The organism is Streptomyces sp. Da 82-17, from assembly GCF_046098215.1.
In the GTDB taxonomy this organism is placed as follows: domain Bacteria; phylum Actinomycetota; class Actinomycetes; order Streptomycetales; family Streptomycetaceae; genus Streptomyces.
The window spans coordinates 123,709-145,798 of sequence record NZ_JBJURH010000007.1; the positions used below are offsets into that span (position 1 = coordinate 123,709).

Consider the following 22,090-nt stretch of genomic DNA (forward strand, 5'->3'; position numbering starts at 1 on the left):
CGTTGCCCCTCACTGTCGCGGAACCGCGATCCGCCAGCCCCGGTTGTACGTGCCGGGCACCGGGACCACCCGCAACTTCCGTGCCGTGGGCGGAGGTTCGCCGTTGCGCAGCACCCACGCATCGGGCGGGACGCCGGGCCGCTGGGTCGCGGGGAGGCAGCCCGCCGTGTAGGCGACGGGGATCAGCATGCTGTTCCCGGCCAGGACGCAGCCCCGCCCGCCCGGCCCGCCGACGGCGCCCTCGTCGCGCAGCACCGCCGCGATCCGCCGCCAGTCGCCGCGCGCCTCCGCCTGGATCCCCGCGTGCGCCTGCGCGACGGCCAGTTGAACGGCGAGATGCCCGACGAGCAGGACCGCCACGGCCCCGACGGCCGGCCGCCCGCGCCTGCGCGCCGCGTGCCACAGGGCCTGGACGGCGACGGCGGCGGGCAGCGCGAGCAGGGCGTACGAGGTGAGGAGGAAGCGGGCGGCGGAGTAGTCGAGGAGGAAGAGATAGGTGACGGCGGCGCACCCGGCGACGAGGGTCGGCAGGACGAGCGCGGACGGCGCTCCGCCCCCGCGCCCCCGCACCGCGAGCCACAAGCCGACGCCCACCAGGACCGGCAGGACGTACCACCACGCGGCCGTCGGCAGGCTCAGGCCGGCCGGGGCGCAGGGGCGGCAGAGGAGCGGGCCGTCGAGTGCGTTGACGACGGCGGGGAGGTTGAACCGCGGGCGCAGACCGCCCTGTTGCTCGCTCGCCAGGGCGAGCCGCTCGGCCACCCCGCCGAACCGCAGCTCGGACTCGACGACCCACGGCACCAGGCCCGCGAGCACGCCCGCCGCCATCGCGAGAAGCGGTGCGGCCCGCCGCCACGGCCGGTGCGCGAGGGCGGCGACGGCGAGCGGGGCCGCGATCCAGGCCGCGTCGTTGGGCCGCATCAGCGTGGCGAGCGCGAGACCGGAGGCGAGGCCGAGCGACGCACGCAGCGGCTCCCCGCGCCGGGCCCATGTGCCGGGGTGCCGCAGCAGCCAGCCGACGGCCGCCGTCGCCCCCGTCGCCGTGTAGTGGTTGGGCATCGCCGAGCCGGCGTAGAACAGCGCGAACCAGAGGCTCCCGTACCCCGCCGCGGCCAGCGGCACGACGTAGGGGCGGGCGCGCAGCACCCGCAGCCAGGGCGCGTACCCGGCGTACAGCGCGACCCCCGCGAGCAGGCTCAGCCACACCCGCAGCAGCACCACGTGGTCCGACCAGAGGGCCACCGGCGCCATCAGCGTGGGCACACCCCGGGTGCGGGGCGCCTCGAAGGGGACGTCGAGGCCGTGGGCGTACGCGGTGAATCGGCCGGCGTAGACGATCTCGTCCCAGCCGAGCGGCAGACCGAGCGGCACGACCAGCGCGGGCGCCACGACGAACCCGGCGCACACGGCGAGCAGCGCGTGGTGCGCCTTCCGGAGCGGGCGGTCGGAGGGAGGCGGCATTGCCTCACGGTACTGAAGGGTTAGCCCGTATTTGCACCGAATTGCCCGTGCGGAAGGAGGGGTGTGGCCCGCGCGGGGTAACCCCATACATTGGTTACATGACGATGTACGGCCGGTCCTTCGGCTTCGACCCCGGCGCCCTGTGTCTGGAGCTGCTGCCGACGGGCGGGGCGGAGCGCTACCCGCAGTTCGAGTCGCTGCACGGCCCGGCGGACCTGCGGGCCTGGGCGGCGGAGAGCAGGCTCGGGCCGGGCCTCGAAGTGACGGTCGACGAGGCCGAGCTGTCCGCGGCGTACGCCCTGCGCCGCGCCCTGTGGCAGCTGGCCGAAGCGCGTGTCGACGGCGCCGGTGCGCTCCCGCCGGAGCCGCTCGCGGTGGTCGACGCAACCGCGGCCGCCGCCCCGCCCCTGACTCCCCGCCTGCTGCCGGACGGCACGCGCGGCTGGGTCGAGGGCGGTACGGGGAGCGAGCTCCTCTCGACGGTCGCGCGGGACGCGATCGACCTGTTCACGGGCCCGTACGCGGACCGCATCCGGGTGTGCGGCGCCGAGAACTGCGCCCTGATCTTCGCCGACACGTCCCGCGCGGGCCGCCGCCGCTGGTGCTCGATGGAACGCTGCGGCAACCGCAACAAGGTCCGCTCGCACCGGGCGGCACGAGGCGCCTAGGGCCCGTCTCCCCGATCTTCGTGGGCCCGCGACGCCTGGCCCGGCTCCCCCGAGCTCTCGGCTCCGCTCGAGCAGGGAGGTGCCCCCTCGACGCCGCGGCCTGATCCACGAAGATCGGGGAGACGCGTCCTAGCGGACGAGATTCGAGTCCGCCCGGCGTTCGAGGGCCTGCCCGGAGGGCGAATGAGCCCGTGCCGCGAGGCGGCTCGCCTCCGCGCGCGTACGGCGGGCGTTGCGCAGGGCGTCCCACGTCAGCAGGGACAGGGCCAGCCACACCAGGGCGAAGCCCGCCCACCGCTCCGGCGGCATCGCCTCGTGGAAGTACGCGATGCCGAGCACGAACTGGAAGACCGGCGCCAGGTACTGCAGCAGCCCCAGCGTGGACAGCGGCACGCGGATCGCCGCGGCCCCGAACAGGATCAGCGGGATCGCCGTGACGAGCCCGGTCGCGGCGAGCAGCGACGCGTGCCCCACGCCGTGCGGCCCGAAGTTCGACTCGCCCTGCGTGCCGAGCCAGATCAGATAGCCGAGCGCGGGCAGGAACTGGATGGCCGTCTCCGCGGCGAGCGATTCGAGCCCGCCGAGGTTGACCTTCTTCTTGACCAGCCCGTACGTCGCGAACGAGAACGCGAGGACCAGCGAGATCCACGGCGGCCGCCCGTACCCGACGGCGAGCACGAGCACCGCGGCCGCGCCGACGCCGACCGCCGTCCACTGCAGCGGGCGCAGCCGTTCCTTCAGGAGCAGCACGCCCATCGCGATGGTGACGAGCGGGTTGATGAAGTACCCGAGCGAGGCCTCGACGACGTGCCCGGAGTTCACGGACCAGATGTACAGGCCCCAGTTGACGGTGATCACCGCCGCCGCGATCGTCACCAGGCCCAACTTCCGCGGCTGCCGCACCAGTTCACCGGCCCACGCCCAGCGCCGCACCACGAGCAGCACGAGCGCGACGAGCACCAGCGACCACACCATCCGGTGGGCCAGGATCTCGCCGGCGCCGGCCGGTTTGAGGAGCGGCCAGAAGAGGGGGACGAGGCCCCACATCCCGTAGGCGGCAAAGCCGCATATCAGTCCCGCGCGACCTTCACCCGACGGCTTCAAGGCCCCTCCACTCAGCTCCGCGCGACGGCATGTTCCTTGTCGCGACAACTCCACGAAGGTAGCGCCGAGCAGGCCCGCCTGTCATGCCCGTATCTCCATACGGTCATGACAGGCGGGCGGCCGGAGGGACGCGGCCCCTCACACCGCCGCGAGCCCTGCCGCGATCGCCTCCGCGAGCGGCGTCGTCGGGCGGCCGATCAGCCGGGCCAGGTCGCCGCTGCGCCCGGCGAGCCGCCCGCGCGCCACCGCCGCGTCCACGTCGACGAGGATCTCCGCCATCGGCTCCGGCACCCCGGCCCCGGTGAGCACGGCGAGGTGCTCCTCGGCGGACACGTTCCGGTACGCGATCTCCCGCCCGGTCTGCCGCGCCACCTCCGCCGCGTACTCCGCGAAGCTCCACGCCTCGTCGCCGCTCAGCTCGTACGTCCGGTTCTCGTGGCCCTCGCCGGTCAGCACGGCGACCGCCGCCGCGGCGTAGTCGGCGCGCGCGGCCGAGGCGGTCCGGCCGTCGCCCGCGCTCGCCAGGACCGCGCCGTGCGCCAGGACCGGGGCCAGGTGCGCGGTGTGGTTCTCGTGGTACCAGCCGTTGCGCAGGAACGTGTACGGCAGGCCGGAGTCGAGGATCGCCCGCTCGGTCGCCCGGTGCTCGTCGGCGAGCCGGAAGTCGGCCTCGGGCCCGCCGAGGATCCCGGTGTACGCGAGCAGGCCCACGCCCGCCGCCTTCGCCGCGTCGATCACCGCCCGGTGCTGCGCCTCCCGCCGGCCGACCTCGCTGCCGGAGATCAGCAGCACCCGGTCGCCGGGGCCGAACGCGCCGGCGAGGGTCTCGGGCGCCGAGTAGTCCGCGATCCGCAGCTCGACGCCACGCTCCGCGAGGTCGGCGGCCCTGGCCTTGTCGCGGACGACGGCGGCGATCTGTCCGGCGGGGACCTCGGCGTCGAGCAGCTGCTGCACGACGAGGCGGCCGAGCTGTCCGGTGGCACCGGTGACGACGATCATGGGGGCTCCTTGGTGGGGTGCATGTCTTTTCTGGGGGTTGCCCCCACCGTAAGCTGGACACTAACCACAGGGAAGTACCCACTTTGAAGTAAGGTACTGGCATGGAAGTTAGCTGGAAGCCGGGCATGAAGATGGACGTCAACGCCCCGATGTGCCCCTCGCGCGGCGTCCTCGAACACGTCACGAGCCGCTGGGGCGTGCTCATCCTGATCGCCCTGAAGGAGCGTTCGTACCGCTTCAGCGAGCTGCGCCGGCACGTCGGCGGGGTCAGCGAGAAGATGCTCGCCCAGACCCTGCAGACCCTGGAGCGTGACGGCTTCGTGCTGCGCGACGCCCGCCCGGTGATCCCGCCGCGCGTCGACTACTCGCTGACGGAGCTCGGCGAGGAGGCCGCCGCCCAGGTCGCGGCGCTCGGCCGGTGGACGGAGCAGCGCACGGAGCAGGTGCTCAAGAACCGCGAGAAGTACGACGAGGCCCGGTCGTCCTGAGCCGTGCGGCTCGCGACGACCGGGCCTTGTGCGGCACCGCCGTGACCGTCCTCAGCCGACGACGGTCCAGGTGTCGTTGCCGGTGAGGAGCGCGGCGAGGTCGCCCTTGCCGTTCTGCTCGATGGCCGCGTCGAGCTGGTCGGCCATCTGTGTGTCGTAGACCGGGCGCTCGGTGGAGCGGAACACGCCGATCGGGGTGTGGTGCAGGGTGTCCGGGTCGGCGAGGCGGGACAGCGCGAACGCGGTGGTCGGGGACGCGGCGTGCGCGTCGTGCACGAGGATCTGCCCGCGGTTGGCGTCGGTCACGTCCACGACCTGCAGATCACCGGTGGCCGCGTCCCGTACGACGCCCTTGGACCGGTCGCTGCCGAAGAGGATCGGCTGCCCGTGTTCGAGGCGGATCACCGCCTCCTCGGCCTGCTGCTTGTCCTTGAGGGCCTCGAAGGCGCCGTCGTTGAAGATGTTGCAGTTCTGGTAGATCTCGACGAGCGCGGTGCCGTCGTGGGCGGCCGCCTGACGCAGCACGTCGGTGAGGTGCTTGCGGTCGGAGTCCACGGTCCGCGCCACGAAGCTCGCCTCCGCGCCGAGGGCCAGCGACACGGGGTTGAACGGCGCGTCCAGGGAACCCATCGGGGTGGACTTGGTGACCTTGCCGACCTCGGAGGTCGGGCTGTACTGGCCCTTGGTGAGGCCGTAGATCCGGTTGTTGAACAGCAGGATCTTCAGGTTCACGTTGCGGCGCAGCGCGTGGATCAGGTGGTTGCCGCCGATCGACAGCGCGTCCCCGTCACCGGTGACCACCCAGACGCTCAGGTCCCGCCGCGAGGAGGCGAGCCCGGTGGCGATGGCCGGGGCACGGCCGTGGATGGAGTGCATCCCGTACGTGTTCATGTAGTACGGGAAACGGCTGGAGCAGCCGATGCCGGAGACGAAGACGATGTTCTCGCGGGCGAGACCGAGCTCGGGCATGAAGCCCTGCACGGCGGCCAGGATCGCGTAGTCACCGCAGCCGGGGCACCAGCGCACTTCCTGATCGGACTTGAAGTCCTTCATGGACTGCTTGGCCTCGGCCTTGGGGACGAGCGACAGCAGCGTCCGAGCCTGCGGCTGCGACGGGTCCTGCGACCGGTCCTGCGTCCGCTCGGCGCTGTGCGTGGTCGTCGTGTCAGCCATCGAGGGCCTCCTTGAGAACCGTGGCGAGCTGCTCGGCCTTGAACGGCATACCGTTGACCTGCGTGTAACTCCGGGCGTCCACCAGGTACTTGGCCCGGATCAGCGTGGCGAGCTGCCCCAGGTTCATCTCCGGAACCACCACATCGGAATAACGCCTCAACACCTCGCCGAGATTCCCCGGCAGCGGGTTGAGGTGCCGCAGATGCGCCTGCGCGATCTGCAGCCCGGCGTTCCGCAGCCGCCGCACCGCCGCGGTGATCGGCCCGTACGTCGAGCCCCAGCCGAGCACGAGCAGCCCGGCTTCGCCGGAGGGGTCGTCCACGGTCAGGTCCGGGACGTCGATCCCGTCGACCTTGGCCTGCCGGGTGCGGACCATCAGGTCGTGGTTGGCCGGGTCGTACGAGATGTTGCCCGTGCCGTCCTGCTTCTCGATGCCGCCGATCCGGTGCTCCAGGCCCGGCGTCCCCGGCACCGCCCACGGCCGCGCGAGGGTCTCCGGGTCGCGCTTGTACGGCCAGAACACCTCCGTGCCGTCGTCCAGGGTGTGGTTCGGGCCGTGCGCGAACTGCGTGCGCAGATCCGGCAGTTCGTCCACCTCGGGGATCCGCCACGGCTCCGAGCCGTTCGCCAGATACCCGTCCGACAGCAGGAACACCGGCGTCCGGTACGTCAGCGCGATGCGCGCCGCCTCCAGGGCCGCGTCGAAACAGTCGGCCGGCGTCTTCGGCGCCACGATCGGCACCGGCGCCTCGCCGTTCCGCCCGTACATCGCCTGCAGCAGATCCGCCTGCTCCGTCTTCGTCGGCAGACCCGTCGACGGGCCGCCCCGCTGAATGTCCACGACCAGCAGCGGCAGCTCCAGGGAGACCGCGAGCCCGATCGTCTCCGACTTCAGCGCGACACCCGGCCCCGACGTCGTCGTCACCGCCAGCGACCCGCCGAACGCCGCACCGAGCGCCGCCCCGATCCCGGCGATCTCGTCCTCCGCCTGGAACGTCCGCACACCGAAGTTCTTGTGCTTCGACAGCTCATGCAGGATGTCCGAGGCCGGAGTGATCGGATACGAGCCCAGATACAGCGGCAGATCCGCCTGCCGCGATGCCGCCACCAGGCCGTACGACAGCGCGAGATTGCCGGAGATGTTCCGGTACGTGCCCGTCGGGAACGCCTTCGCCGCCGGCGCCACCTCGTACGAGACCGCGAAATCCTCCGTCGTCTCGCCGAAATTCCAGCCCGCCCGGAACGCCGCGATGTTCGCCGCCATGATGTCCGGCTTCTTCGCGAACTTCGCCCGCAGGAAATTCTCGGTGCCCTCGGTCGGCCGGTGGTACATCCAGCTCAGCAGCCCGAGCGCGAACATGTTCTTCGACCGGCCCGCGTCCTTGCGGGACAGCTCGAACTCCTTCAGCGCCTCCACCGTCAACGTCGTCAACGGCACCGGATGCACCGAGAAGCCGTCCAGCGAACCGTCCTCCAGCGGCGACGACTCGTAGCCCACCTTCTGCATCGCGCGCTTCGTGAACTCGTCGGTGTTCACGATGATCTCCGCGCCCCGCGGCACATCCGCGATGTTCGCCTTCAGCGCCGCCGGATTCATCGCCACCAGCACGTTCGGCGCGTCACCCGGCGTGAGAATGTCGTGGTCCGCGAAATGCAGCTGGAAACTCGACACCCCCGGCAACGTTCCGGCAGGCGCACGGATCTCCGCCGGGAAATTCGGCAGCGTCGACAGATCGTTCCCGAACGACGCCGTCTCCGACGTGAACCGGTCACCCGTCAGCTGCATACCGTCACCCGAGTCACCCGCAAAGCGAATGATCACCCGGTCCAGACGGCGTACTTCCTTGTCACCGGACGGTTTCCGCTGTCCACCCACGACGGCCGAGTCGGCCTGCTCGGCATGGCTACTGACCTGGCTGGTCACTGAACTGGACCTCCCTCGAGGCTGCGGCACGGGAAGCGCCGGGACGACCGGTCCTCCCTAGGGCCACCCTACGTCTGTAAGGGTGCCCTTCCCGGGGTCGTTCGCATCGCGGACGTCACTTTGAGACCTTCGGGTGTGGCGGAGCGTCCTGGCTGACAGGGTGTCAGATCTTTACGAATCGAGGTAGGCGAGCACCGCCAGGACCCGGCGGTGATCCCCGTCACTCCGGTCCAGGCCCAGCTTCAGGAAGATGTTGCCGACGTGCTTCTCGACGGCCCCGTCGCTCACCACCAGCTGCCGGGCGATCGCCGTGTTCGTCCGCCCCTCCGCCATCAGGCCGAGTACCTCGCGCTCGCGTGGCGTCAGCCCGGCGAGCACGTCCTGCTTACGGCTGCGCCCGAGCAGCTGCGCCACCACCTCCGGGTCCAGGGCCGTCCCGCCCCCGGCGACCCGCACCACCGCGTCGACGAACTCCCGCACCTCGGCCACCCGGTCCTTCAGCAGATAGCCCACGCCCCGGCTGGACGCGGCGAGCAGCTCGGTCGCGTACCGCTCCTCCACGTACTGCGACAGCACGAGAACGCCCAGGTCGGGATGGGTCCGCCGGAGTTCGACGGCGGCTCGCACGCCCTCGTCCGTGTGCGTCGGCGGCATCCGTACGTCCGCGACCACCACGTCCGGCAGCGCGTCCTCGGCGGCCAGCTCCCCGACGGTCTTGAGCAGCGCTTCCGCGTCCCCGACCCCGGCGACGACCTCGTGCCCCCGGTCGGTGAGGAGCCGGGTCAGGCCCTCCCGCAGCAGCACCGAGTCCTCGGCGATCACGACCCGCACCCTGGCCTCCACGATTCCCGCGCCCCCCACTCCCGCACTCCCGCACTCCCGGGGACACCCGCCCCGACGACGGGATCAGCATCCCAGCATCCGGGCGGACACGGGGGGCGCTCGCCGGGGTTCGTACGGGGATTCCGCGGGTCTCCGTACCGGGTCTCCGTGGCAGGTCTCCGTATCGGGTCTCCGTGCGCGGCGTGGGGCAACTGTCAGTCGCGCCAAGGGAGTTCCGCCGTGACCCGGGTCGGGCCGCCGGCCGGGGAGTCCACGTCCAGGACGCCGTCGACCGCGCCCAGGCGCGCCGCGAGATCCGCGAGCCCCCGCCCGACCCCGGCCCCGGCGCCGCCCCGGCCGTCGTCCGTGACCTGCAGCAACAGCCGTTCCTCGACCCGCCACACCTCGACGGCGGCGGAGCGCGCGCCGCTGTGCGCGCCGACGTTCTCCAGGAGCTCGGCGACCGCGAAGTACGCGATGCCCTCCACCGCGGGCGCCGGCCGCTCCGGCAGGTCGACCGTCACCCGGACCGGCACCGGGCAGCGCGCCGCGAGGGCGGAGAGCGCCGCGTCCAGGCCCCGGTCGGTGAGGATCGCCGGGTGGATGCCGCGGGCCAGATCGCGCAGTTCCCGCAGCGCCAGCTTCACCTCGCCGTGCGCCTCGTCGACCAGCCGGGCCGCCGCCCGCGGGTCGTCGTGCAGCCGCTCCTTGGCGAGGCCCAGCTCCGCGGCCAGGCCGGACAGGCGCGCCTCGGCCCCGTCGCGCAGCTCGCGCTCGATCCGGCGCAGGTCGGCCGCCGCCGTGTCGACGACCGCCCCGCGGTCCGACTCCAGCTCGACCACCCGCGCGTCCAGGCGGGACGCCCCGAGCAGCCCGGCGACGAGCACCCGGTCGACCGTCGTCAGGCCCCGGATCAGCCACGGCGTGACCAGCGTGATCAGCAGCCCGAGCCCCGCCGTGACCCCGATCTCGAAGGGCGTGTCCATGTAGAAGCTGTTGCGCCCGCCCTCCTCGCCGTACACCTGGATGCCGTCCACGCCCACATACGTGGGGAACACCCACTGCCACAGCGGATACGTGAGCAGCGACCAGCCGACCGACCAGAACACCACCGACACCGCGAACCCGAACACCGCCCACGGCAGATGCAGCACCGCGTACAGCAGGGCCCGCCAGGACGTGCCGCTCTTCAGGGCCGCCCCGATCCACGCCGTCGCCCCGCGCTTCGCCGCCCGCACCGGCCGCGGCTCCGCCACGTCGAGGCCGAGCAGCGCCCGCGCCCGCGCCCGTTCCAGTACGCCGAAACCGCGGCACCCCACGAGCGCCGCGGCCAGCACGGGGACCCCGAGGAAGGTGACGAGCAGCCCCGCGCCGAGCGCCGTCATCGTCACCGCGTACGTGAACATCACGATGCTGAGCGGCAGACTGACCAGCAGATACGCGAACTCGCGCCAGGTCCGCGCCGCGATCGGAGCGCCCAGCGCGGGCGGCAGCAGCGGCCGGCGTGCGGGGCGCGGTTCCGCGTACCCGGGTCGGGTCCGCTGTCCGTACGGCAGGGCCATGGCGGTCATCCGTTCTGCGAGGCTGACTGGTCCCGTCCAGACTCCTGTGCGGGCGGGCCCGTCACCATGAGGCGGATCGCCGTCTTCGTCCGGGGGTTTTCCCCACCCCCGGGGGCGCGGGCCGTCAGCCGTCAGCCGTCAGGCGCCCGCGCGGTCGCGCCACGGCAGTTCCGCCGAGACCGTCGTCGGGCCGCCCGCCGGGGAGTCCACGACGAACAGGCCGTCCACCGCGCCGAGCCGCTCGGCGAGCCCCGCCATGCCCGTACCGCCGTCGAGCGCCGCCCCGCCCCGGCCGTCGTCCGTGACCTGCAGCAACAGCCGTTCCCCGGCCCGCCACACCTCGACGGACGCGGAGCCCGCCCTGCTGTGCTTGCTGACGTTCTGCAGCAGCTCCGAGACCGTGAAGTACGCGATGCCCTCGATCGCGGGCGCGGGCCGCTCCGGCAGGTCGACCGTCACCCGCACCGGGACCGTGCAGCGCGCGGCGAGGGAGGACAGCGCGGCGTCGAGGCCGCGGTCGGTGAGGACGGCCGGGTGGATGCCGCGGGCCAGATCGCGCAGCTCCTGCAGGGCCAGCTTCACCTCGCCGTGCGCCTCGTCGACCATCGCCGCCACGGCCGCGTCGGACTGCCCTTCGAGCAGCTTCTCCTTGGCGAGGCCGAGCCCCATCGCCAGGTTGACCAGGCGGGCCTGCGCCCCGTCGTGCAGGTCCCGCTCGATCCGGCGCAGGTCGGCCGCCGCCGTGTCCACGACCAGGCCGCGGTCCGACTCCAGCTCGGCGATCCGCCGCTCCAACTCGTCGGAGGGGCACAGCAGTCCGCGCACCATCGCCCGGTCGGCGTTGCTCAGCCCGCGCGCGATGAACGGCAGCACCGGCCACAGCACGAGCAGCGAGACGAGCGTGATCGTGAACGTCAGCACGCCCCACGGCAGCCGTACGAACCCGTAGAGGAGACTCCGCCAGCCCACCGGGTCCTTGAGCCGGGTCCACATCCGGGCCAGGAAACCGTCGCCCCTGCGGAACGGCAGCGGGCTCGGCTCGTCCACGTACGTGCCGAGCAGCCCACGCGCCCGCGCCCGCTCCGCCCGGCCGAGCCCGCGCGCGCCGGCCAGGCCGAGGGCCAGCAGCGGCAGCCCGACCACGGTCACGGCGAGCGCGCTGCCGACGGCCACGACGACCACCGTGTACACGAACCCGGCCACCGCGAGCGGCAGATCGGCCAGGAGGTGCGCGACCTCCTTCCAGGTCTGCCCGGCGAACGCGAGGCGTGCGGGCGGAAGGGGGCGCCTGCCCCGGTCCTGCGGGGCGGTCGGTGGGGTCATGCCGGACAGCCTGCCCGGCCCGCCCCTCCGGCGCCATGAGGTGCGCCGCAACGAGCCACGGGGGAAAACCCCACCTGGTCGAGGGGCGTCGGAGAAGGGGCTGCTTACCAGTTCTTTAACAGGGCCTAGACTCCCGTGCGTACAGATCGTCGAACAAGGCCTGTGCACGCGTGACCGGCCGGAACTCGACGAGACCGCCGGAACAACGAGATCAGGGAGCGAGGGGCCGAAGTGCCGGGACCGACCGTTCTCGCCGCGGACTACTTCCAGAGCTACTCCGTCGTCGGACTGCTCGCCGTCGTCGGCGTGCTCTTCGTGGCCGTCGCCTTCGGCGCGGGCCGCCTGCTGCGGCCCGTCGTACCGACCCCGGAGAAACTCCTCACCTACGAGTGCGGCGTCGACCCGGTCGGCGAGGGCTGGGCCCACACCCAGGTCCGCTACTACGTCTACGCGTTCCTGTACGTGATCTTCGCCGTCGACTCGATCTTCCTCTTCCCCTGGGCCACCGTCTTCGCCGACCCGCAGTACGGCGCGACGACGCTCGTGGAGATGTTCATCTTCCTCGGCTTCCTCGCCGTGGGCCTGCTGTACGCATACAAGAAGGGCGTCCTCGCATGGACGTGACCATCGAGCCCACCCCGGGCAAGGGCTCCTCCCGGCTCGGCCCGCTGGCCCGGCTCGCCCCCGAACCCATGAAGGTGGTCCTCAACTGGGGCCGCCGCTACAGCCTGTGGGTCTTCAACTTCGGACTCGCCTGCTGCGCCATCGAGTTCATCGCCGCGTCCATGGCCCGCCACGACTTCATCCGCCTCGGCGTCATCCCGTTCGCCCCGGGCCCGCGCCAGGCCGACCTGATGGTCGTCTCCGGGACCGTGACCGACAAGATGGCGCCCGCCGTGAAGCGCCTCTACGAGCAGATGCCCGAGCCGAAGTACGTCATCTCCTTCGGCGCCTGCTCCAACTGCGGCGGCCCGTACTGGGACTCGTACTCGGTGACCAAGGGCGTCGACCAGATCATTCCCGTCGACGTGTACGTGCCCGGCTGCCCGCCCCGGCCCGAGGCGCTGCTCCAGGGCATCCTCAAACTCCAGGAGAAGATCGCCCGCGAGTCCCTCGACGAGCGCTACTCCGCCGCGGGGCGGCCTTCGACGGCGGCCCTGCAGAGCGGACTCGTCGCGCCTCCGACGCCGGGGGCGGGGTCGGGGTCCGGTTCTGGTTCCGGTTCTGGTTCTGATTCCGGTCCTGGTTCTGGTTCTGGTTCTGGTTCCGTGGAGGGCTCGCGATGACCGGCTGGCTTCCCGAGGACGTCACGGAACTCTTCGGCCCGGAGGCGACCGCCGAGGAGTCGTACGACCTGCTCACCGTCGACGTACCCGCCGAGACCTGGACGACGGCCCTGCGCACGGCCCGCACCCGGCTCGGCTGCACGTATTTCGACTGGCTCAGCGCCGTCGACGAGCCCGGCACCGGCTTCCGCGTCAGCGCCCACGTCGTCGCCCTGCACCCGGTGCGCCGCCTCCTCGTCCGTACGACGGTGCCGCACGAGGCGCCCGTACTGGACTCGGCGGTCGACGTGTACGCGGGCGCCGCCTGGCACGAGCGCGAGACGCACGAGATGTTCGGCGTCGACTTCACCGGGCACCCCGGGCTCGACCCGCTGCTCCTGCCCGAGGGCTTCGAGGGCCACCCGCTGCGCAAGGACTTCGTCCTCGCGGCGCGCGTCGCGAAGGCCTGGCCGGGCGCGAAGGAGCCGGGGGAGTCGGAGCACGGCGGCCCCAAGCGGCGCCAGATGCTCCCGCCGGGCGTACCGGACCCGAACGAATGGGGCCCGCTGAAGGGCCAGTTGCCGCCCGCGCCTGCGCGTCCTGCGCGGGGGGCTCGGGCGGGTGCGGCTGGTGCCGCTGGTGCCGGGGAGCGGCCGGCTCGGCGTACGCGCTCGGCGAGTGCGGGGTCGGCGAGCCAGGTTGCTGCCGACTCGGGTGCGGGTGCGGGTGCGGGTGCGGGTGCGGGTGCTGGTTCTGGTTCGGCTTCGGGTTCTGCTTCCGCTTCTGCTTCCGCCGAGGGAGCTTCGGGTGCTCCGCCGCGCCGGATGCGGAGCGCCTCGCAGGGGTCGGCGAGCCAGGCCGCGGACGCGGCTCCCGCGTCTCCGCGGCGGTCCCGCAGTGCGAGCCAGGGCTCGGCCTCGCAGCGCTCCGATGCGGCCACACCGGCGAAGCCGGAGGCGGCGGAGCGGCCCGAGCCGACCCGCGGTTCCGACGCCCCGTGGCACAACCCGCGGCCGACGTTCGACGAGCCCGGCCAGACCGAGCAGCCCTCCGCCGAGCAGCAGCCCTCTGCTGAGAGGCCCTCCGCCGAGAAGCCGCCCTCCACCGAGCAGCAGCCCTCCGACAAACCCACCCCGGACGACGGCGCCCCCGACGACGGCGCCCCCGACGACGGCGCCCCCGACAACGGCACCCCAGACAACGGCACCCCAGACGACCGCAACCCAGACGACCGCAACCCAGACGACGACACCCCCGCCGGAGGCGACCCCGCATGAACGACGCCCTCGACGTCGCCCTGCGACTCCTCGTCGTCTTCGGCGTCTTCCTGGTCCTGCCCCTCGTCATCGGCCAGACCGAGCACAAGGTGATGGCCCACATGCAGGGCCGCCTCGGCCCCATGTACGCGGGCGGCTTCCACGGCTGGGCCCAACTCGTCGCCGACGGCGTCAAGTTCGCCCAGAAGGAAGACGTCGTGCCCGCGGGCGCCGACCGCCGTATCTTCCAGCTCGCGCCGGCCGTCGCCCTCCTCCCGTACCTCCTCGTGCTCGTCGCCATCCCGATCGGGCCGGGCGAGGGCGCCGTCGGTGAGGTCGTCGACGCGGGGCTGTTCTTCGTACTCGCCGTCATGGGCGTCGGCGTGCTCGGCTCGCTCATGGCCGGCTGGGCCTCCGCCAACAAGTTCTCCCTCCTCGGCGGCCTGCGCACCGCCGCCCAACTCCTCGCCTACGAACTGCCGATGCTGCTCGCCGCCGCATCCGTGGCCATGGCCGCCGGGACCGTCTCCCTGCCGGGCATCGTCGAGGCCTTCGAGTGGTGGTGGCTGCCCTGGCAGATCGTCGGCGCCCTGGTCTTCTTCACGGCCGGCCTCGCCGAGCTGCAGCGCCCGCCGTTCGACATGCCGGTCGCCGACTCGGAGATCATCTTCGGCGCGTACACCGAGTACACCGGTCTCCGCTTCGCCCTGTTCCTCCTCGCCGAGTACGCCGGGATCGTCGTCCTCTGCGGCCTCACCACCGTCCTCTTCCTCGGCGGCTGGCAGGGGCCCTGGGGCGCCGACGGCCTCGGCTGGGTGTGGACCCTGCTCAAGACCGCCGTCCTCGCCTTCCTGGTCATCTGGCTCCGCGTCTCGTACCCGCGGCTGCGCGAGGACCAGCTGCAGAAGCTCGCCTGGACCACGCTCGTCCCCCTCGCCCTCGCGCAGATCGCGCTCACCGGAATCGTGAAGGTGGCGATCAACTGATGCCTCCGATCCCTGGCAGCGGCCTGGCCAAGGGCCTCGCCGTCACCCTCCGCACGATGACGCGGAAGTCCGTCACCGCGCAGTACCCCGACGTCCAGCCCGAACTGCCGCCCCGTACGCGCGGTGTCATCGGCCTGTTCGAGGAGAACTGCACGGTCTGCATGCTGTGCGCCCGCGAGTGCCCCGACTGGTGCATCTACATCGACTCCCACAAGGAGACGGTGCCCGCCGCGACGCCCGGCGGCCGCGAGCGCAGCCGCAACGTCCTCGACCGCTTCGCCATCGACTTCTCCCTCTGCATGTACTGCGGTATCTGCATCGAGGTCTGCCCCTTCGACGCGCTCTTCTGGTCCCCGGAGTTCGAGTACGCGGAGACCGACATCCACGAACTCACCCACGAGCGCGACAAGCTCCGCGAGTGGATGTGGACCGTCCCCGTCCCGCCCGCCCTCGACGCCGCCGCCGAGGAGCCCAAGGAACTCGCCGCCGCCCGCAAGGCCGCCGACAAACTCGCCGCAGCCCAGCAGGCAGCCGAGGCCGCAGCCGCAGCAGAGGCCGCAGGTGACGCGGGTACGGCCGAGGGACAGACCCCGAAGTCCGAGCCCGGGGAGGGCCAGCAGTGATCCTCGCCGCCCCCGCCCCGCACGGTTTCCTCTCGCCCACCGGCGTCGAGGTCGCCTTCCTCCTCGTCGGCCTCGTCACCTTCGCCGCGGCGATCGTCACCGTCACCACCAGGCAGCTGGTGCACGCCGCCCTGTGGCTGGTCGTCGCCCTCGGCGGCCTCGCCGTCGAATACCTCCTGCTCACCGCCGAGTTCATCGCCTGGGTGCAGGTGCTGATCTACGTCGGTTCCGTCGTCGTCCTCCTCCTCTTCGGGCTGATGCTCACCAAGGCGCCCATCGGCCGCTCCCCGGACGCCGATTCGGGCAACCGCTGGGCCGCGCTCACCGTGGCCGTCGCCGCCGCGGCCACCCTGGTCTGGGTGGTCGTGGACGCGTTCCGCACCCAGTGGATCGACCTCGACGCCCCGCAGGGCAGCACCGCCATCACCGGCGCGATGCTCTTCCAGCACTGGGTCCTGCCGTTCGAAGCCCTCTCCGTCCTCCTCCTCGCCGCCCTCGTCGGCGCGATCGTCCTCTCCCGCAAGGCCGACGCGAAGGCCGACGCGAAGGCAGACGCGAAGGCAGACGCGAAGGCCGATGCGCAGGCGGGTGCGCAGACGAGTGCGAAGGCCGACGCCGGTGCCGGTGCCGGGGCCGGCGCCCCCGGGGGTTCCGCAGACAAGGAGCAGCAGCGCTGATGCATCTCGCCTATCCCGCAGTGCTCGCCGTTCTGCTCTTCTGCACCGGCCTGTACGGAGTGCTCGCCCGCCGCAACGCGATCCTGGTCCTGATGTCCGTCGAGCTGATGCTCAACGCCGTCAACCTCAACCTGGTCGCCTTCGACGTCTGGCTCCGCGACGCCCTGCACGCCGGCCAGGCCCTCACCCTCTTCACCATCGCCATCGCCGCCGCCGAGATCGGCATCGGCCTGGCCATCGTGCTGATGGTGTACCGCAACCGAGGCACGTCCGACGTCGACCGCCTCCGCGACACCGCCGAGACCCCCGGCCCCGACGACGCCCCCGCAGCCCCTGATGGCGCCGCAGCCCCCGAAGGCGCCGACGTGACCGCCGCCGCGCAGAAGGCAGAGGCCACCGCGTGACCACCCCGACCCTCGCCGTACTCGTCCCCCTCCTGCCGTTCCTCGGCGCCGCCGCCGGACTGCTCCTCGGCCGCGCCGCCCCCGGCTTCGCCCGCCCCCTCGCCGTGCTGCCGACCCTGACCTCGGCCGTCATCGCCGTGCTGGTCGCCGTACGCCAGGGCGGCGGCACCGGCGGCGGTGTCCGCCCCGTCGACACGGCCACCGAGCTCACGCCCACCGGCTCCGTGCCCATCGAACTCGCCCTGCACATCGACGGGTTCGCCGCCCTAGTCGCCGTCCTGGTCGGCCTGGTCGCCTCCTGCGTGCAGATCTACTCGACGGGCTACCTGCGCGACGACCCGCGCTACCCCTCGTACGCCGCCCTCGTCTCGCTGTTCACCTCCGCCATGTTCCTGGTCGTCTACTCCGGCGACCTGATGGTGCTGCTCGTCGGCTGGGAAGTCATGGGCATCTGCTCGTACTTCCTCGTCGGCCACTACTGGGAGACGCCCGAGGCGCGTGCCGCCTCCCTCAAGGCGTTCCTGGTCACCAAGCTCGGCGACGTCCCCTTCCTGATCGGTCTGTTCGCCCTCGCCGCCGACACCGGGTCCTTCCGCATCACGAAGGTCGTCGACGCGGTCGCGTCCGGCGGGCTCGACCACCCCACGGTGATCGCCCTGCTGCTCCTCGCGGGCGTGGCGGGCAAGTCGGCGCAGTTCCCGCTGCACACCTGGCTGCCCGACGCGATGGCCGGCCCCACCCCGGTCTCCGCGCTGATCCACGCCGCGACGATGGTCGCCGCCGGCGTCTACTTCGTGGCCCGTCTCCTCCCCGTCTTCGCCGCGTCCGCCGCGGCGCTCGTCGTCCTCGCCGTGATGTCCGCCGTCACGATGGTCGGCTCGGCGCTCGCGGCCCTCGCGCAGGACGACATCAAGCGCGTCCTCGCGTACTCGACCGTCGGCCAACTCGGCTACATGACCGGCGCCCTGGCCGTCGGCGACCGTGGCGCCGCCGTCTTCCACCTCCTCTCGCACGGCGCCTTCAAGGCGCTGCTGTTCCTCGCCGCCGGCGTGATCATCCACGCTGCCGGCACCAACTCCCTGGCCGCCATGTCCCGGATGACGGGGCTGCGCGCCCGCATCCCCGACGCCTTCTGGACGATGACCGTGGCGCTGCTCGCGCTCGCCGCGATCCCGCCCTTCAGCGGCTTCTTCTCCAAGGAGGCCGTCCTCGGCGCCGCCGAGCACGCGGCCACCGGTCACACCGAGTCCGTGCCCGGCTCGGCCGGCTGGATCGTCCTCGTCGCCGGCCTCCTCACCGCCGTCCTGACCGCCGCGTACGCGACGCGCCTCTGGCTGCTCGCCTTCCGCCCGCCGGCCGCCGCACCCCACCCCGCGCCCGCCGGCGCCGCGGAAGCCGACGCGGCCGAGGAGACCGGCCACGGCGGTCAGCCGGTCGTCATGAACGTCGTCCTCTGGGTCCTCGCCGTCCCCTCCCTCGCCTTCGGTATCACCGTCGGCGTGCTCCCCGACTGGTTCGACGGCCGCCCGCTCACGCCGACCCTCACCACCTCCGTCCTCGCCACCGGCCTCACCCTGGTCGGCGGACTCGTCACCTACGGCGCCTGGCGGCACACCACCGCCCTCGCCGCCCGGGTCCCGATGGGCGCCGTCGCCGCCCACCCCGGCGCCGAGCCCGCCGTCACCGAGGCCGAGGCGATCGCCGCGCACACCCCCGCGTACGGCTCGATCGCCTCCGCGCCGGACCCGGCCGACCCGGGCCGCCTGCTGCTCGGCCCGCTGCACCGGCACGCGGCCGCAGGCTTCCGGCTCGACGCGGTCTACTCCGCGCTGTTCGTCCGCCCCACCCAGTTCCTCGCCGGCGTCGTCCGTTTCCTCGACCGCGAAGTCGTCGACACGTACGTGCGCGGCGCGGGCGCCCTGCCCCGCTGGCTCGGTGCGGCCGTGCGCCGCGCGCAGACCGGCAATGTGCAGACCTATCTGAGCGCGCTGCTCGCCGGGTCCGTCGTCCTGGCCGTCGCCGCCGTACTCGTCGCAGCGGGAGCCTGAGCCGTGATCAACATCAACGACACCGTCATGCAGTACCTCCTCGTGGCCGTGGTGGTGCTTCCCCTTCTCGGCGCCGGCGCCGCCCTGCTGCCCGCCCCGCCCGGACTGCGGGGCAAGTCACCGGACCAGGCGGTCCTGCGGCACGGCGTGACCGTCACCGGAGCCGTGCTCCTCGCCGCGCTCGCGCTCGCCGCCGGCTTCGATCACGACGAGCCCGCGCGTATGCAGGCCACGACCGACATCAGCTGGATCCCCGCCCTCGACGTGCGGATCCATCTTGGTGTCGACGGCATCTCGCTCCCCCTTCTCGTCCTGACCGCGCTGCTGACCTTCCTCTGCGCGCTCTACAGCTACTTCAAGCAGCAACATCAGCGGCTGGCGCCGCGGGCAACGGGCCCGTCGCCCAAGGCATTTGTCGCGCTGCTGCTGGTCCTCGAGTCCGGCACCCTCGCGACCTTCGCCGTCCTCGATCTGCTGCTGTTCTTCCTCGCGTTCGAGATGGTCCTCATTCCGATGTACTTCCTGATCGCCCGGTGGGGAGGCGATCAACGGCGGGCGGCCGCCTGGAAGTTCATCCTCTTCACCCTCCTCGGTTCGGTCGTGATGCTGCTCGGGCTGCTCCTCGTCGGCCTCGACTCGGGCACGTTCGACATGCTCGCACTCGCCACTGACAACGGCCGTGGGCTGACCCTGTCCGTGCAGGTCATCGCGGTTTTGGCGATCGGGATCGGACTGGCCGTCAAGACCCCGATGTGGCCGCTGCACAGCTGGCTCCCGGACGCCCACACCGCCGCCCCGACCGTCGGCTCGGTCCTCCTCGCCGGCGTCCTGCTGAAGATGGGAACGTACGGGTTCGTCCGTATCCTCCTCCCCATCACCCCTGACGGAATGCGGGAGTTCGCCCCGTACCTCGCGGCCTTCGCGGTCGTCGGGATCATCTACGGGTCCCTCGCCTGCCTCGCGCTCGCCAAGCGCGGCGCGAAGGGCGACCTCAAGCGGCTCATCGCGTACTCCTCCGTCGGCCACATGGGCTTCGTGCTGCTCGGCATCGCCTCGATGACCCCGACCGGCGTGAACGGCGCGCTGTTCGCCAACATCGCCCACGGCCTCATCACCGGCCTGCTGTTCTTCCTCGTCGGCGCGCTCAAGGACCGCACCGGCAGCACCGACCTCGACGCCCTCGCCGAACAGACCGGCGCCGCCCTCTACGGCCGCGCGCCCCGCCTCGGCGGACTGCTCGCCTTCGGCGCCGTCGCCTCGCTCGGACTGCCCGGACTCGCCGGATTCTGGGGCGAGATGCTCGCCCTGTTCGGCGCCTTCGACCCCGCCGACGGCCTCAGCCGCCCGGCCTTCCTCACGTTCACGGCCATCGGCGCCCTGGGCACCCTCCTGACCGCCGCGTACCTCCTCGTCGTCGTACGCCGCGTCTGCATGGGCGCCGCCCCCGACCCGGCCGCCCCGAAGCTCGCCGACGTCCAGGGGTACGAATTCGCCGCCTGGACCCCGCTCGTCGCCCTCACCGTCCTCGCCGGACTCTGGCCCGCGCTGCTGCTCGGCCTCACCGACCCGGCCGTGCAGCAGCTCCTCGCAGGAGGAAAGGCATGACCGCCGCCGCAAGCCTCGTCCAGAACGTCGACTGGGTCGCGATCGCGCCGCCCACCATCGCGGCCGTCGTCGCCCTGGTCGTCCTCGTCGCCGACCTGTTCGTCCGCGAGGGCAACAAGATGCTCCTGGCCTGGCTCTCCATCGCCGGCCTGGTGGCCGCAGGCCTCTCCCTGCTGCCGCTGCTCGACGGCGACCGCGCCACGTTCTGCCTCGTCCCCGCCGCGGACGTGTGCAGCTACACCGCGGACCGCTTCACCGTCGTCATCCAGTTCCTGGTCGTCGCCGGCGCCCTGCTGACCGCGCTGCTTTCCGTCAGCCCCCTGAAGGAGAACTCGGCACTCCCCGAAGGGGAGTTCTGGTTCCTGCTGCTCTCCTCCGCGGCCGGCGCCGCCCTGCTGCCCGCATCGCGCGACCTCGCCACCCTGATCGTTGCCCTCGAAGTCGCCTCCCTGCCGGCGTTCGCGCTCGTCGGCCTCAACCGCGGCGACCGCCGCTCCTCCGAGGCCGCCCTGAAGTTCTTCCTGTCCTCCGTCACCGCCACCGCCGTCAGCCTCCTCGGCGTCAGCTTCGTGTACGCGGCGACGGGCACCCTGCACCTCACCGAAGTGGCCGACAAGCTCGGCCAGGTCGACGGACAGCTGCACGTCCTCGCGCAGACCGGCGTCGCCCTCACCCTCGTCGGCTTCGCCTTCAAGACGGCCGCGGTGCCCTTCCACTTCTGGGTGCCCGACACGTACATCGGGGCGCCGCTCCCGGTCGCCGCGTACCTGTCGGTGGTCGGCAAGGCGGTCGGCTTCACCGGCCTCATCCTCGTCACCGTCGTCGCCTTCCCGTCGTACGCGGACGTGTGGGGCCCCGTGCTCGCCGTGCTCGCCGCGCTCACCATGACGGTCGGCAACGTCGCCGCCCTGCGACAGGTCGGCACGCGCGCGTACAGCGCGATCCGGCTCCTCGCCTGGTCCTCCGTCGGCCAGGCCGGCTACCTCCTGGTGCCGATCGCCGCTGCCGCCTACGCCGACAGCCCCGCCGAGGCGGAGAAGGCCATCGGCGCCACCGTCGCGTACGCCCTGATGTACGCCGCCGTGAACCTCGGCGCGTTCGCCGTCGCCGCGCTCGTCGCCCGTACGCGGCCGCTGAACCGCCTCAGCGACTACCGCGGCCTGTACGCGAGCCGCCCGCTGACCGCGCTCGTCCTCGGCTTCTTCCTGCTGTGCCTCGCGGGCCTGCCGCCGGGCGTCATCGGCCTGTTCGCGAAGGTCACGGTGTTCTCCGCGGCCGTCGACGCGGGCCTCGGCTGGCTCGCCGTCGTCATGGCCGTGAACGTCGTGATCGCCCTCTACTACTACCTGCAGTGGACCGCGGTCCTCTTCCGCACCCCGGAGGGGGAGACGGCCGAAGCCGCACAGCCCGAGCGGAAGCACGCCGTGCCGTTCCCGCTGGCGGCCGCACTGGTGCTCACCACGCTCATCGGCGTCGCCCTGTCCGGCGCCCCGCAGCTCGTCCTCCGCTTCTCGGCGACCGCTCTCTTCTGAGCACCCGTTTCCGGCGCCCGTTTTCCAGTACCCGTGTCCGACTACCCGTACGGCCGAATCCGGCTGCGCGCGGAGCAGGGAACCAGCACCCTCCGCCTGGCGTTGACCAGGTAGGGAGGGTCCACTGGATGTGGAAGCCAGGAAGAAAAGGGTTCCCCCGCCGCACCACC

The 22,090-nt window shown here is 72.4% G+C and carries 20 protein-coding genes; 12 read left to right on the forward strand and 8 right to left on the reverse strand.

The window, feature by feature from the left end; genetic code table 11:
- Positions 1–9: 9 nt before the first annotated feature.
- A complete protein-coding gene (locus tag ACIDOF_RS14205) occupies positions 10–1,461 on the reverse strand; it encodes a hypothetical protein (RefSeq protein ID WP_409006202.1) in 1,452 nt (483 codons plus the stop codon).
- A 98-nt stretch (positions 1,462–1,559) separates the two neighbouring features.
- On the opposite strand from ACIDOF_RS14205, the gene ACIDOF_RS14210 reads away from it, so the two are divergent.
- A complete protein-coding gene (locus ACIDOF_RS14210; protein ID WP_409006203.1) occupies positions 1,560–2,129 on the forward strand; it encodes a CGNR zinc finger domain-containing protein in 570 nt (189 codons plus the stop codon).
- A gap of 129 nt (positions 2,130–2,258) precedes the next feature.
- Here ACIDOF_RS14210 and rarD read toward each other — a convergent pair whose 3' ends face one another.
- Together rarD and ACIDOF_RS14220 are read right to left on the reverse strand one after the other, a co-directional pair.
- Positions 2,259–3,176, reverse strand: coding sequence for an EamA family transporter RarD (gene rarD, locus ACIDOF_RS14215; RefSeq protein ID WP_409006204.1), 918 nt, complete (start codon positions 3,174–3,176; stop codon positions 2,259–2,261).
- A 195-nt stretch (positions 3,177–3,371) separates the two neighbouring features.
- Positions 3,372–4,232: an SDR family oxidoreductase gene (locus tag ACIDOF_RS14220; RefSeq protein ID WP_409006205.1), complete on the reverse strand. Its 861-nt coding sequence runs from the start codon at positions 4,230–4,232 to the stop codon at positions 3,372–3,374.
- 101 nt (positions 4,233–4,333) lie between these two features.
- Between ACIDOF_RS14220 and ACIDOF_RS14225 the strand changes: the two genes are divergently transcribed.
- Positions 4,334–4,720: a winged helix-turn-helix transcriptional regulator gene (locus ACIDOF_RS14225; protein ID WP_409006206.1), complete on the forward strand. Its 387-nt coding sequence runs from the start codon at positions 4,334–4,336 to the stop codon at positions 4,718–4,720.
- 51 nt (positions 4,721–4,771) lie between these two features.
- Here ACIDOF_RS14225 and ACIDOF_RS14230 read toward each other — a convergent pair whose 3' ends face one another.
- The 5 genes from ACIDOF_RS14230 to ACIDOF_RS14250 all read right to left on the reverse strand — a co-directional run bounded on the left by ACIDOF_RS14230 (position 4,772) and on the right by ACIDOF_RS14250 (position 11,524).
- A complete protein-coding gene (locus ACIDOF_RS14230) occupies positions 4,772–5,773 on the reverse strand; it encodes a 2-oxoacid:ferredoxin oxidoreductase subunit beta (RefSeq protein ID WP_409006426.1) in 1,002 nt (333 codons plus the stop codon).
- Positions 5,774–5,885: 112 nt separating this feature from the next.
- Positions 5,886–7,817: a 2-oxoacid:acceptor oxidoreductase subunit alpha gene (locus ACIDOF_RS14235; protein WP_409006207.1), complete on the reverse strand. Its 1,932-nt coding sequence runs from the start codon at positions 7,815–7,817 to the stop codon at positions 5,886–5,888.
- 171 nt (positions 7,818–7,988) lie between these two features.
- Positions 7,989–8,648 carry a response regulator gene (locus ACIDOF_RS14240; protein ID WP_409006427.1) on the reverse strand — a complete coding sequence of 220 codons (660 nt, stop codon included), beginning with the start codon at positions 8,646–8,648 and terminating at the stop codon, positions 7,989–7,991.
- A 206-nt stretch (positions 8,649–8,854) separates the two neighbouring features.
- On the reverse strand, positions 8,855–10,201 hold the full coding sequence (locus ACIDOF_RS14245; protein WP_409006428.1) for a sensor histidine kinase: 1,347 nt from the start codon (positions 10,199–10,201) through the stop codon (positions 8,855–8,857).
- Between the two features lie 138 nt (positions 10,202–10,339).
- The gene (locus ACIDOF_RS14250; protein WP_409006208.1) at positions 10,340–11,524 is read right to left on the reverse strand and encodes a sensor histidine kinase; all 1,185 of its coding nucleotides are present in this window, start codon (positions 11,522–11,524) and stop codon (positions 10,340–10,342) included.
- 231 nt (positions 11,525–11,755) lie between these two features.
- Here ACIDOF_RS14250 and ACIDOF_RS14255 point away from each other — a divergent pair, with 231 nt between their 5' ends.
- Genes ACIDOF_RS14255 through ACIDOF_RS14300 form a run of 10 tightly spaced genes read left to right on the forward strand, consistent with a single transcriptional unit; the run spans position 11,756 to position 21,920 of the window.
- Positions 11,756–12,148: an NADH-quinone oxidoreductase subunit A gene (locus ACIDOF_RS14255; protein ID WP_409006209.1), complete on the forward strand. Its 393-nt coding sequence runs from the start codon at positions 11,756–11,758 to the stop codon at positions 12,146–12,148.
- Positions 12,139–12,810, forward strand: a complete 672-nt coding sequence (locus ACIDOF_RS14260) for an NADH-quinone oxidoreductase subunit B (protein ID WP_409006210.1) — start codon at positions 12,139–12,141, stop codon at positions 12,808–12,810. The genes ACIDOF_RS14255 and ACIDOF_RS14260 overlap by 10 nt, the downstream gene beginning before the upstream one ends.
- Positions 12,807–14,066 carry an NADH-quinone oxidoreductase subunit C gene (locus ACIDOF_RS14265; protein ID WP_409006211.1) on the forward strand — a complete coding sequence of 420 codons (1,260 nt, stop codon included), beginning with the start codon at positions 12,807–12,809 and terminating at the stop codon, positions 14,064–14,066. Before ACIDOF_RS14260 ends, ACIDOF_RS14265 begins: the two co-directional genes overlap by 4 nt.
- The gene (locus tag ACIDOF_RS14270; protein WP_409006212.1) at positions 14,063–15,031 is read left to right on the forward strand and encodes a complex I subunit 1/NuoH family protein; all 969 of its coding nucleotides are present in this window, start codon (positions 14,063–14,065) and stop codon (positions 15,029–15,031) included. Before ACIDOF_RS14265 ends, ACIDOF_RS14270 begins: the two co-directional genes overlap by 4 nt.
- The gene (locus tag ACIDOF_RS14275; protein ID WP_409006213.1) at positions 15,031–15,654 is read left to right on the forward strand and encodes a NuoI/complex I 23 kDa subunit family protein; all 624 of its coding nucleotides are present in this window, start codon (positions 15,031–15,033) and stop codon (positions 15,652–15,654) included. Before ACIDOF_RS14270 ends, ACIDOF_RS14275 begins: the two co-directional genes overlap by 1 nt.
- Entirely contained in the window at positions 15,654–16,331 is a 678-nt protein-coding gene (locus ACIDOF_RS14280; protein ID WP_409006429.1) for an NADH-quinone oxidoreductase subunit J, read from the forward strand. The genes ACIDOF_RS14275 and ACIDOF_RS14280 overlap by 1 nt, the downstream gene beginning before the upstream one ends.
- Positions 16,331–16,735 (forward strand): NADH-quinone oxidoreductase subunit NuoK, encoded by a 405-nt coding sequence (gene nuoK / locus ACIDOF_RS14285; RefSeq protein WP_409006214.1) that lies wholly within the window; start codon positions 16,331–16,333, stop codon positions 16,733–16,735. Before ACIDOF_RS14280 ends, nuoK begins: the two co-directional genes overlap by 1 nt.
- On the forward strand, positions 16,732–18,783 hold the full coding sequence (locus ACIDOF_RS14290) for an NADH-quinone oxidoreductase subunit L (protein WP_409006215.1): 2,052 nt from the start codon (positions 16,732–16,734) through the stop codon (positions 18,781–18,783). The genes nuoK and ACIDOF_RS14290 overlap by 4 nt, the downstream gene beginning before the upstream one ends.
- 3 nt (positions 18,784–18,786) lie before the next feature.
- Entirely contained in the window at positions 18,787–20,388 is a 1,602-nt protein-coding gene (locus ACIDOF_RS14295) for an NADH-quinone oxidoreductase subunit M (protein WP_409006216.1), read from the forward strand.
- The gene (locus ACIDOF_RS14300; RefSeq protein WP_409006217.1) at positions 20,385–21,920 is read left to right on the forward strand and encodes an NADH-quinone oxidoreductase subunit N; all 1,536 of its coding nucleotides are present in this window, start codon (positions 20,385–20,387) and stop codon (positions 21,918–21,920) included. Before ACIDOF_RS14295 ends, ACIDOF_RS14300 begins: the two co-directional genes overlap by 4 nt.
- Positions 21,921–22,090 lie beyond the last annotated feature (170 nt).